At 75.8% G+C, this 10,209-nt stretch carries 10 protein-coding genes; 7 read left to right on the top strand and 3 right to left on the bottom strand.

The window, feature by feature from the left end:
- Nucleotides 1-173 precede the first annotated feature (173 nt).
- A complete protein-coding gene (locus ACFV4N_RS10460) occupies nucleotides 174-488 on the bottom strand; it encodes a helix-turn-helix domain-containing protein (RefSeq protein ID WP_499672209.1) in 315 nt (104 codons plus the stop codon).
- Between the two features lie 168 nt (nucleotides 489-656).
- Here ACFV4N_RS10460 and ACFV4N_RS10455 point away from each other — a divergent pair, with 168 nt between their 5' ends.
- Together ACFV4N_RS10455 and ACFV4N_RS10450 are read left to right on the top strand one after the other, a co-directional pair.
- Nucleotides 657-887: a transcriptional regulator gene (locus tag ACFV4N_RS10455; RefSeq protein WP_499672212.1), complete on the top strand. Its 231-nt coding sequence runs from the start codon at nucleotides 657-659 to the stop codon at nucleotides 885-887.
- A gap of 181 nt (nucleotides 888-1,068) precedes the next feature.
- Nucleotides 1,069-1,884 carry a hypothetical protein gene (locus tag ACFV4N_RS10450; protein WP_499672208.1) on the top strand — a complete coding sequence of 272 codons (816 nt, stop codon included), beginning with the start codon at nucleotides 1,069-1,071 and terminating at the stop codon, nucleotides 1,882-1,884.
- On the opposite strand, the gene ACFV4N_RS10445 is transcribed toward ACFV4N_RS10450, so the two are convergent.
- Both ACFV4N_RS10445 and ACFV4N_RS10440 read right to left on the bottom strand, forming a co-directional pair.
- Complete coding sequence (locus tag ACFV4N_RS10445) at nucleotides 1,865-2,032, bottom strand: hypothetical protein (protein ID WP_499672207.1); 168 nt, start codon at nucleotides 2,030-2,032, stop codon at nucleotides 1,865-1,867. The two genes, ACFV4N_RS10450 and ACFV4N_RS10445, sit on opposite strands and share 20 nt — an antisense overlap.
- A gap of 21 nt (nucleotides 2,033-2,053) precedes the next feature.
- Complete coding sequence (locus ACFV4N_RS10440; RefSeq protein ID WP_499672206.1) at nucleotides 2,054-3,229, bottom strand: Fic family protein; 1,176 nt, start codon at nucleotides 3,227-3,229, stop codon at nucleotides 2,054-2,056.
- Between the two features lie 461 nt (nucleotides 3,230-3,690).
- Between ACFV4N_RS10440 and ACFV4N_RS10435 the strand changes: the two genes are divergently transcribed.
- The 5 genes from ACFV4N_RS10435 (at nucleotide 3,691) to ACFV4N_RS10415 (ending at nucleotide 10,079) form a co-directional block, all read left to right on the top strand.
- Complete coding sequence (locus tag ACFV4N_RS10435; RefSeq protein ID WP_499672205.1) at nucleotides 3,691-4,182, top strand: toxin-antitoxin system HicB family antitoxin; 492 nt, start codon at nucleotides 3,691-3,693, stop codon at nucleotides 4,180-4,182.
- 213 nt (nucleotides 4,183-4,395) lie between these two features.
- Nucleotides 4,396-5,235 carry a DUF4097 family beta strand repeat-containing protein gene (locus ACFV4N_RS10430; RefSeq protein WP_499672204.1) on the top strand — a complete coding sequence of 280 codons (840 nt, stop codon included), beginning with the start codon at nucleotides 4,396-4,398 and terminating at the stop codon, nucleotides 5,233-5,235.
- Nucleotides 5,236-5,275: 40 nt separating this feature from the next.
- Nucleotides 5,276-6,442 (top strand): cytochrome P450, encoded by a 1,167-nt coding sequence (locus ACFV4N_RS10425; RefSeq protein WP_499672203.1) that lies wholly within the window; start codon nucleotides 5,276-5,278, stop codon nucleotides 6,440-6,442.
- A gap of 125 nt (nucleotides 6,443-6,567) precedes the next feature.
- Complete coding sequence (locus ACFV4N_RS10420; protein WP_499672202.1) at nucleotides 6,568-7,197, top strand: MBL fold metallo-hydrolase; 630 nt, start codon at nucleotides 6,568-6,570, stop codon at nucleotides 7,195-7,197.
- Complete coding sequence (locus tag ACFV4N_RS10415) at nucleotides 7,194-10,079, top strand: helix-turn-helix transcriptional regulator (RefSeq protein ID WP_499672201.1); 2,886 nt, start codon at nucleotides 7,194-7,196, stop codon at nucleotides 10,077-10,079. Before ACFV4N_RS10420 ends, ACFV4N_RS10415 begins: the two co-directional genes overlap by 4 nt.
- Nucleotides 10,080-10,209: the final 130 nt, after the last annotated feature.

Raw genomic sequence — 10,209 nt, 5'->3', positions numbered from 1 at the left:
CTGCCGGCGTCCCTGACCGGGCTCGTCGAGGTCGGGGCGCCCGCCGGGGCCGGGCGGTGAGCGGCGCGGCGCCGTCCGCCGGGTCCTGCCGGGGTCCGGTCACGGCCGGCGCCAACCGGAGTCCGGTGGCGGCCGGCGCGGCCCTCCGCTGAGGGCTCGGGCGCGCCGGGGCCTCAATCCCCGACGCGCCCCAGCCTGCGGGTCAGCTCGGCGATCAGCTCCTGGTCGGTCAGGTCGGCGGGGTCGGGGCGGGCGCGCTGGAGCCGCGCCTCCTCGTCGGTGATCAGCTCGGCGGCCACCCACGCCTCCAGCGGGCTGGCCTCGAACAGGCGGGCCACGGCGCGGGCGGTCTCCAGGGAGACCCCCTTGCCCCGCCTCCACTCGCTGATGCGGCTGCGGTCGACGCCCGTCACCCTCGTCAGGTCGCCCGTCTTCAGCCCCCGGTTGCGGAGGTTCGTCTCGACGTACTGCCACCAGCGCGTGGTCACGGGGGTGATGTTAGGGGCCCGGACGCAACACGCGCCACGCGCGGCCGAGACGGTGAAGTGCGAAGTTGTTGGCGCACAAGGGAAAACGCCGTTGCGTCCGGGAAACCGGGTTACTGTTGTGCGCACACACCAGACGGTGTGCGCACACGACAGAGCCCGAGGCCCGCCATGCCCCACACCATCAGGCTCCGCCCGGAGGCCTTCACCAAAGCCGTGCGACTCGCGGGGTTCCGGTCCGACTACGCCCTGGCACGGGCGATGGACGTCAACCGCTCCACGGTCACCCGCGTGCTCAACGGCGCGCTCCAACCCGGTCCCGCGTTCATCGGCGGCGCGCTGACCGCGCTCGCGCCGATGCAGTTCCACGACCTGTTCGAGATCGTCTCCGTGCCGCGTTGACCACTCTCCGTGTCAGCCTCGGGAGGCTTTTCAGGTGCCCGGCACGCGTAGGCGAGTGGAGTGCGCCGGCCCCTGCTGTGGAGACTCACCCGAATGCGTGACACTAGAAGCGTCGAAGCGGTCTGACTCGATGTGACCAGTGGCCAACGCACGAAGTTCGGCGGCGGAAGGACAGCGGCAGGTGAGCGACGAGTCACGGCACGCGGCTTCGGCGTTGCGCCGGGACCTGGTGGGCGTCTCGGGCTCCCCCGACGCCCGCGCCTGGTTCGACGCGAACCGCGGGCGCGTCGCGGACGTGCTGCGCTCGGCGGTGGACGAGCCGGAGGCGGTGGCGGCGCTGCTGGCGGAGGTGTGGCCGGCGGTGCCCCCCGACGCGGACGAGGACTGGTTCCGGTCGCTGCACGAGGCCGGCGCGCGGCTGGCCGCGGTGCTGCCCACGTCGCTCGTGCTGGCCACCGCCTTCCGGCGGGGCGCGCGCTCGCTGCGCGCCCGGGGCCTCCTCCAGCTCGCCGCCGCGCAGGGGATGCGCGAGCTGGCCGTGCACCGGGTCCGCGACGACGACCCGGCCGCGACCGCGGCCGCCCTGGACGACCTCGCGGAGACCTACCGGGCGCAGGGGCGGATGCACCGGGTCGTCGGCTGCGCCGACGAGGCCCTGGAGACCTTCTTCCGGCACGGCGACCTGCCCGGGGCCGCGCGGGCGCTGACCCGCCTCGGTGAGCTGATGACCGAGGTGGGCAGGCTGACCGCGGCGGTCCGCTACCTGACGCGCGCGGACCGGGTGTTCGCCGAGGCGGGCGACCCCGCGGGCGTGCCGGACCGGGCCGGGGCGCTGGCCCTGCTCGGGCGGGCGCTGTGGCTGTCCGGCGACCGGCCGGCCGCCCACCGCGCGTTCAACCGGGCGCTCGCGTCGCTGATCGGCGTGGACGACGCGGCCGCGCAGCGGGTGCGCGACCTGGTGGCGGAGCTGGAGCAGCTCACTCCCGGAACAGGTTGACCAGCGCCAGGACGAGCTGGATGAGCAGCCCGGCGGCGAACCGGGGGCCGGTCCGGTCCACCGGGCGGCGGCGGCGGTGGTGGCAGTGCGCCCGGCGGCAGCCTCGGCGGCGGCAGGGGCGGGCGTGGCGGTCGTCGGGTTCGTTCATCGCCTCGGCGCGGGTTCCCGTTCAGAAGTCGGCGGTGGTGTCGGGGTCGTCGGCGAGCAGGTTGAGCACGTCGGGGCAGAGGAACACCCGGCGGTAGCCGCGGAACTCCCACGGCACCAGGATGCCCAGCTCGACGAGCCTGCCGGTCAGGTCGGTGGCGGCCCTCGTGGTCACGCCGTGCCGCTCGCACAGCCAGGGGTGGTCGACCACCGGGAAGCCGATCAGCTCGGCGGCCACCCGCGGGAGCCTGCCGCCGGAGGGCAGGCGGCGGGCGTAGTCGGCGGCGAGGTCCTCCAGGCGGGCGATCAGGCGGAGCTGGGCGTGGGCCTGGGCGCGGAGGCCGGCGGTGAAGAAGTCGACCCAGTGGTTGATCATCCCGGTGTCGACCACGGCGCGGAGCTGCCGCCGGTAGTCGGGCATGGCGTCGTCCAGCCACACCGACAGCGGCAGGACCTGGTCGCGCAGCAGGCCGGCGCGCACCAGCTCCAGGAGCGAGAACAGGCGCGCCACGTGCCCGTTCGCGGTCGGGAAGGGTTGCAGCACCTCCAGTTGGTAGTGCGCGATCGCGATCTGCGCGGTGCGGGGCTGCCGGTCCTCGTCCCGCAGCCACGTCGACCACTGCTCCAGCAGCGCGACCAGGTGGGCGCCCGTGGCGGTCAGCAGGTAGGCGTCCCCCGGCGTGGCGCCGAGCCGGCCGGGCGCGTCGCGCAGCACGTCACCGGGCCGGTCCGGCGGGCGGCCGGCCATGATCGCGGCCATCTGCCCCACCAGCTCCACGCCGTTGGGCACGCCGGCGCGGAGCCGCGCGAGACCGTGCTCGCAGGCCCGCCGGTAGGGCGCGATGGCCTCGTGCTCGGTGCCCTCCAGCGGCGGCGCGCCCCGGGACATCAGCAGGTCCACGACGAACGCCTCGCGCAGGCCCATCGCGATCCCGGCCAGGCCCGCCGAGCTGTTCGCGTCGCGGACCTGGGTGGCCCGCACCAGCGCGGAGCGCACGCCGAGCCGCTCGGCCGCCTCGTCGAGCCGGCCGAGCGCGTGCTCGGCGTCGGCGCAGGACCGGTAGGTCGACAGGGGCAGCCAGAGGTCCGAGGGCAGCGGCGAGGGGAGGTAGGCGCCTTCGCGGAGGAGGTGCTCCGGGATGCCGGGCATCGGGAGGACGGGCGCCCACTGCCCCGGGGGCAGAGGCCGGAAATTCATGGCGCAGAGCATCTACGAGAACCGTCCCCTTGGCAATAGTGGAACGAATTGAAGCTGGATGGCACTTCACTGCCGTTCACTCAGAGCGATGACCGGGGAGCCGACCGGTCGACCGCACTGCTCCACTCGGGTCGTCCGTATTTGTGCGGTTCCACCGAGCGCGGTGCGATTGATCATATGCCCAGCTCACGAATGGTCCAGCGGAACGGCCCAGCGGACCGGTGGCCAATTCTGGGGAAACCCGGCGTGCCCAGCTTTATTCCACTCCGCGGAAGCGACGTCGTCGAGCACCGAAGGCCGTTCGTTCCGGAAATAAGCGCACCCACGACCTCCCGCCGGCCATCACTCGATCGAGGAGCAATATTTCCCCACAACCGTCGAACACGTGCGGGAGCGGCGGCCCGGTCCCCGACGGACCCAGGCGGCTTGCGATGGTGCCACAGTGGTGCCATATTGGCACCATGGACCTGACACCGTACGTCGACAACCTCCGCCGCGAACTCGCCACGGCCGCCGAGGCCGGCGGGGCGGAGGCCAGGGCGTTGGCCGAGCGGTTGGCGGCGCCGCTGGAGTCCGCCGTGCGGTTGACGCTCCTGGAAGCCTTGTCCACGGCCGCCGACGAGATCACCCGGGACCTCGCGCCGGGCTCCGTGGACGTGCGGTTGCGAGGGCGCGACCCAGAGTTCGTGGTGGAAGTTCCCGAGGGCGCGGCGGTGAGCCACGACGATGCCGCAGTGGCACCACCGGTCGTCCCCGACGAGGGTGCGGTCACCCGGATCAACCTGCGCCTGCCGGAGCGGTTGAAGGAGCGCGTCGAGGAGGCCGCGACCCGCGAGGGGATCTCGGTCAACGCCTGGCTGGTGCGGGCCGCCGCGGCCGGGCTCGGCGGGTCGGCCGCGCGGCCCACGGGGCGCTCCGCCGCAGGTCAGCGCTACTCCGGCTGGGTCCGCTAGCCCACGCCGAACACCGCGCCGGCACCACCGGGCCGGCACCACCGGGCCGGCGTCACCGGGTGCCACGCCCGACGCCGCGCCGACCGACGCCGCGCCGGCACCGACGGCAGCGCCCGCCAGCAGCGCCCACCGACCGCGCCGCCCACCGACCGCGCCCCACGGCGTGCCCGGCACCGCACGACGACACCGCAGACGACCACCGGGGGGACACCCATGCCCGCTTTCACCACACCGCACCCGATCACGTTGGACCTCGACGTGGTCGCCGGCGGCGCCCGGATCACCGCCGCCGAGCGCGCCGACACCGTGGTCGAGGTCAAGCCGACCGACCCCGCCGACGACAAGGACGTCAGGACCGCCGAGGCCACCACCGTCGACTTCGCCGACGGCCGCCTCGTCGTCCGGACCCCGCGGTGGCGCGGCCTGTTCGGCCGCCCCGGCTCGGTGGACGTCACCGTCGAACTGCCCGCCGGCTCGGCGGTCACCGCCCGCGGCTCGCTCACCGACTTCCGCGGCGACGGCCCGCTCGGCGAGTGCCGCATCACCACCTCCGCGGGCCACATCGACCTGCACCGCACCGGCGACCTGCGCGCCGCGACCGCCACCGGCGACGTCGTGGTGGCCCACGCGACCGGCCGCGCCGAGGTGACCACCGGCACCGGCGAGGTGCGCATCGGCAGGCTCGACGGCCACGGCGCGGTCCGGAACTCCAACGGCGTCACGCGGATCGGGGAGGTCCTCGGCGACGTCCGGGTGAACGCCGCCAACGGCGACATCCACGTGGACACCGCGCACGGCGACGTGCACGCCAAGACCGCCAACGGCCACGTGCGCGTCGGCGACGTGGCGCGCGGCTCGGTGGTGCTGGAGACCCGCGTCGGCGAGCTGGAGGTCGGCATCCGCGAGGGCACGGCCGCCTGGCTGGACGTGCGCTCGCTCGCGGGCCGCGTGCACAACCGGCTGACCGCCGCCGACTCGCCCGCCGACACCGACGAGCGGGTCGAGGTGCGCGCCCGCACCTCGCTGGGCGACGTCGTCGTCCGGCGCGCCTGACCCGACGAACACCAACACGAAAATCATTGGGGGACAACACATGTGGAACACCCACCCGGAGCAGTTCTGGCTGCGCGGCGAGCAGCCGGCCGCGCCCGTCGTCCACGACGGGGAGCTGGGCTTCTGGAACGTCTACGGCCACGAGGAGGCCGTCGAGGTGCTCGGCGACTGGGGCCGGTTCTCGTCGGACCTCTCGCGGCTGTTCCCGGAGATGCCGGAGGGGACGGCGCTGGACGGCAACATCGTCCAGATGGACCCGCCGAAGCACCGCGAGCTGCGGAACCTGGTCGGCCGGGCGTTCACGCCGAAGGTCGTCGCGGACCTGGAACCGCGCATCGAGCAGCTGACCCGGGAGCTGCTGGACCAGGTGGGCGACGACTTCGAGCTGGTCCGCGACCTGGCCTACCCGCTGCCGGTGACCGTGATCGCGGAGCTGCTCGGCGTGCCCGCCGAGGACCGGGGGCTGTTCAAGGAGTGGGGCGACCGGCTCTTCGAGGACGCCAACCAGTTCTCGCTCAAGGACGAGGACCGGGTGCGCGCGGACTTCGAGCACCAGGGCGAGGTCATCCGGCCGATGCTGGAGTACCTGGCCGCGCACGCCGCCGAACGCCGCCGCGCCCCGCGCGAGGACCTGCTCACCGCGCTCGTCGAGGCCGAGGTGGACGGGGCGCGCCTGTCCGACGTCGAGGTGGTCAACTTCGCGAGCGTTCTGCTCGTCGCCGGCCACATCACCACGACCATGCTGCTGGGCAACACCGTGCTGTGCCTGGACGCGCACCCGGACCAGTTCGCGGCGGTCCGCGCCGACCGGTCCCGGGTGCCCGCGGCGATCGAGGAGTCGCCGAGGTTCCTCACCCCGTTCGCCTCGGTCGTGCGCGTCACGGCGGAGCCGCAGGTCGTGGGCGGCGTCGAGGTGCCGGCGGACCAGATGCTGATGGTCTGGCCGGCCGCCGCCAACCGCGACCCGCGCCGGTTCGCCGACCCCGGCGCCTTCGACGTGGCCCGCGACCCCAACCCGCACCTCGCCTTCGGCCGGGGCGTGCACTTCTGCGTGGGCGCGCCGCTGGCCCGCCTGGAGGGCCGGGTCGTGCTGGAGGTGCTGCTGGACCGCTTCCCGCGGCTGCGCGTCGACCCGGACCGCGAGCCGGTCTTCCTGCCCTCGCCGAACCTGACCGGCGTGCGGTCCCTGCACCTGCTCACCGACTAGGGACACCCCGCGCGACCGCGTCGGGCCCGGCACCAGGTCGGGTGTCACGCGGTCGCGCGGGCCGTTCGCCGCAACCGTCACGGTGAGCCGCCCGGACGGCACGGTGCGGCGCTACGATCACGGGCGTGCGTCCCCTGGCTCCCGGAGTCCACCAGCTGCTCGGCAGGCCTCCGCACATGATGAACGCCTACCTGGTCGAGGACGTGCTGGTGGACGCGGGCACGCCCGCCGCCCGCAAGCGGATCGCGCGCCAGCTCGACGGGCGGAAGCTCGCCGCCCACGTGGTGACGCACGCCCACCCCGACCACTTCGGCTCCAGCCACGCCCTGTGCGAGCGGTACGACGTGCCGCTGTGGGCGGGCAGCCGGGACGTCGCGGCGATCGAATCGGCCCGGCCGGTGCCCGCGCCCGGCCTGCTGCCCGCGCTGCTGGCGAAGATGCCGATGCCCGAACCGCACCCGGTCGCCCGGGGCCTGGTCGAGGGGGACGAGGTCGCCGGGTTCACCGTGCTGGACGCGCCCGGCCACTCCCCCGGCCACATCGCCCTGTGGCGCGACCACGACGGCGTGCTGATCTGCGGCGACGTGTTCTTCAACCTGCTGCGGCCCGGACCGCCGCCGAAGTTCCTGACGCACGACGTCGAGCGCAACCGCGAGTCCATGCGCCGGCTCGCGGAGCTGAGGCCGAAGCTGGTGCTGTTCGGCCACGGCCGCCCGCTCCGCGACCCCGACCGGCTGAAGCGCCTGGTCGGATGAGGGCCCCGGGACCGGTCAGCCCGGAGCCCACCGGGCCGGGACCCACCGGGCCGGGACCCACCGGGCCGGGACCCTCCGACCCGGGACCCGCCGACCCGCGGCCGGGCACCCTGGAGCGGGACCGGGAGCTGGGGCGGATCACGGCGGCGCTGGACTCGGCGGCGGCCGGCGAGGGCCGGGTCGTGGTGATCGAGGGCCGGGCGGGCATCGGCAAGACCCGGCTGGTGCAGGACACCCGCGCCCTGGCCGGGCAGCGCCGGTTCGGCAGGCTCCAGGCCGTCGGCGACGTGCTGGAGAGCGCGATGCCGTGGGGCGTGGTCCGGCAGATGGTGGAGCGGTCGGTGTCCCGCTACCGGGGCGAGGTCCGGGAGCGGATCCTGGCCGGCCCGCCGGGGAACGCGCTGGCCGCGCTCGACGGCGCGGCGGCCGACCCGGGCGAGGCCGAGCTGGCGCGCACGCTGCACGCGCTGTGGTGGGTGGCGGTGGACCTGTCCGCGACCCGGCCGCTGCTGATCACCGTGGACGACGCGCACTGGGCGGACCCGTCGTCGCTGCGGTTCCTGGCCTACCTGTCGCGGCGGATCGCGGACCTGCCGATCGCGCTGGTCGTCGCGACCCGGCCGCCGGAGGGCAACACGGGCCCGCTGGCGCAGCTGAGCGTGTCGCGGCAGGCCGAGCGCCTGCTGCCGCGCCCGCTGACCGAACGCGCGCTGGGCGACCTGGTCGCGGCCCGGGGCGTGCGGCCCGCGCCGGAGGTGGCGGCGGCGCTGCACGCGGCGGGCGGCGGCAACCCGTTCCTGACCGGCGTGCTGGTCGACGAGCTGGAGGCGCTCGCGCTGCCCCTGGACGACCCGCGCACCGCCGACCGGGTCGGCGGCCTCGGCCCCAGCACCGTGTTCCGCGCCGCGCTGGGTCGGGTGCCCGCCGAGGCGGTGCGACTGGCCGGCGCGGCGGCCGTGCTCGGCACGGCGGCCGACCCGTGGCTCGCGGGCGAGGTCGCCGACCTCGGCGCGGACGAGCTGGCGCGGGCGGTCGAGGCGCTGGTGGCGGCGAACGTGCTGGCCGGCGAGGAGCTGGCGTTCCCGCACCCGGTGGTGCGCGAGGCGGTGCTGGCCGACCTGGGCCCGGTGGCGCGGGCGGCGCTGCACGCCAGGGCCGCCACCAGGCTGTGGACGGCGAAGGCGCCCGCCGAACGGGTCGCCGCGCACCTCTCGCGGGCACCGCGCGGCACCCTGCCGGAGGCCGCGGACGTGCTGCGCCGGGCGGCGGCGGCCCTGCTGGCGGCGGGCGACCCGCACACCGCCGCGTCCCACCTGCGGCGGGCGGTGGAGGAGCGGCCGGACGACGCGGGCCTGCGCGCCGAACTGGGTCGGGCGCTGCTGCGCGCCGGCGACGCCGCGGGCGCCCGCGAGGAGCTGCGCGCGGCCGCCGCCGCCCTGCCCGACGCCGAGCTGTCGGCCGCCGCCGCGTCCGCCACCGCCGCGGTCGACGGCCCGGACGCGGCGATCGCCGAGCTGGTCGAGGCCGTGTCCCGGCGCGGCCCCGACGCGGGCAGGCTGCACCTGGAGGCGCGGCTGGCGGTGCTCCGGTCGTTCTCCCCGAACCACCGCCGGGCCGCCTCGGCGCACCTGGGCGGGTACGCGTCGCTGGCCGGCCGCACCCCCGACGAGCGCACCCTGCTGGGCCTGCTCGCGCAGACCGGCCGCTACGAGGTGTGGCCCGCGGGCGAGGTGGCCGCCACGGCGTTGCGCGCGCTGTCGAACGGCGCGTACTTCGACGACGCCACCGGCAGCACCGACGCCATGGTCGCGTGGGTGGTGGCGCTGATCGCGCTGGTGGCCGCGGACGGCGTCGAGGAGGCGCGCCGGGAGGTCGAGCGCGCCCGGTCCCGGGTGCGGGCGCACGGGTCGCCGGTCGAGTACGCCATGGTGGCCAACGCGAACTCGTTCCTGAGCTGGCGGCTGGGCGACCTGGGCGCGATGGCCGCGGACGCCGAGGGCGCGCTGGCCGCCGTGCGGGACGAGGACCCGGTGACGCACGTGGTGGCGCTGCGCGCGACGGCCACCCACTTCCTGTGCTACCTGGGGTTGGAGCGGGGCGACCCGGGCGGCGTGGCCGAGGTGCTGGCGCGGTTCGACGCCCTGCACCCGGAGACGCCGCGGATCATGCCCACGATCTGGCTGCACCAGCCGCGCGCCCTGCTGGCGCTGGCCCGGGGCGACGCGCGGACGGCGCGCGAGGAGGCGTTCCGGCAGCGCGACGCCCAGGCCGAGGCCGAGATGGACCCGCCGTCCGTGCCGTGGCGCGACCCGGCGGTGCGCGCGGCGCTGCTGCTCGGCGACGGGGCCGGCGCGCGGGAGCTGGCCCACGAGCAGGTGGCGCTGGCGCGGAGGTGGGGCGCGGCCACCGAGGTCGGCGCGGCCCTGCGGCTGCTCGCGCACGCCGACGCGGAACGCCGGGTGGAGCTGCTGGTCGAGTCGGTGGCGGTGCTGGAGACCTCGCCGGCCCGGCTGCACCTGGCCAAGGCGCTGGCCGACCTGGGCGAGGCGCTGCGGGTGGCGCGGCGGCGCGCGGACGCGCGGGAACCGCTGCACCGGGCCATGGAGCTGGCCTCGGCGTGCGGGGCGACGGCGCTGCGCGGGCGGGCTGCGGAGGCGTTGGAGGCGCTGGGCGACCGGCCGCGGCGGCTGGTGCTGCCGGGCGCGGAGGCGTTGACCGCGAGCGAGCGCCGGGTGGCCGACCTCGCGGCGCTCGGGCGGGCCAACCGGGAGATCGCGCAGGAGCTGTTCGTGACGCCCAAGACGGTGGAGAACCACCTGGGCCGGATCTACACGAAGCTCGGCATCAGCGGCCGCCGCGACCTGGCCCGCGCGTTGGCCTGATCGGTGTAGGAGACGCCTGGGGGTCGTCCGGATACACCCAAGTTCCGCCGGGGGCAGTTGAGGGGCCTTCCCTCATGCCCGGCGACGTTTGCGCAGGTCAAGCTATGTCCTGTCACACCGAGGGGGCACT

The organism is Actinosynnema sp. NPDC059797 (assembly GCF_042732085.1).
GTDB lineage: Bacteria > Actinomycetota > Actinomycetes > Mycobacteriales > Pseudonocardiaceae > Actinosynnema.
The sequence above is the reverse complement of the archived record's forward strand: the minus strand, read 5'-3'. Positions and strand labels throughout refer to the sequence as shown.

Excerpts from the sequence above, each read along its gene's own strand:
- ACFV4N_RS10440 (WP_499672206.1), bottom strand. The coding sequence starts at position 3,229 with ATGAATTTCCGGCCTCTGCCCCCGGGGCAGTGGGCGCCCGTCCTCCCG.
- ACFV4N_RS10425 (WP_499672203.1), top strand. The coding sequence starts at position 5,276 with ATGTGGAACACCCACCCGGAGCAGTTCTGGCTGCGCGGCGAGCAGCCG.
- ACFV4N_RS10430 (WP_499672204.1), top strand. The coding sequence starts at position 4,396 with ATGCCCGCTTTCACCACACCGCACCCGATCACGTTGGACCTCGACGTG.
- ACFV4N_RS10445 (WP_499672207.1), bottom strand. The coding sequence starts at position 2,032 with ATGAACGAACCCGACGACCGCCACGCCCGCCCCTGCCGCCGCCGAGGC.
- ACFV4N_RS10455 (WP_499672212.1), top strand. The coding sequence starts at position 657 with ATGCCCCACACCATCAGGCTCCGCCCGGAGGCCTTCACCAAAGCCGTG.
- ACFV4N_RS10415 (WP_499672201.1), top strand. The coding sequence starts at position 7,194 with ATGAGGGCCCCGGGACCGGTCAGCCCGGAGCCCACCGGGCCGGGACCC.
- ACFV4N_RS10435 (WP_499672205.1), top strand. The coding sequence starts at position 3,691 with ATGGACCTGACACCGTACGTCGACAACCTCCGCCGCGAACTCGCCACG.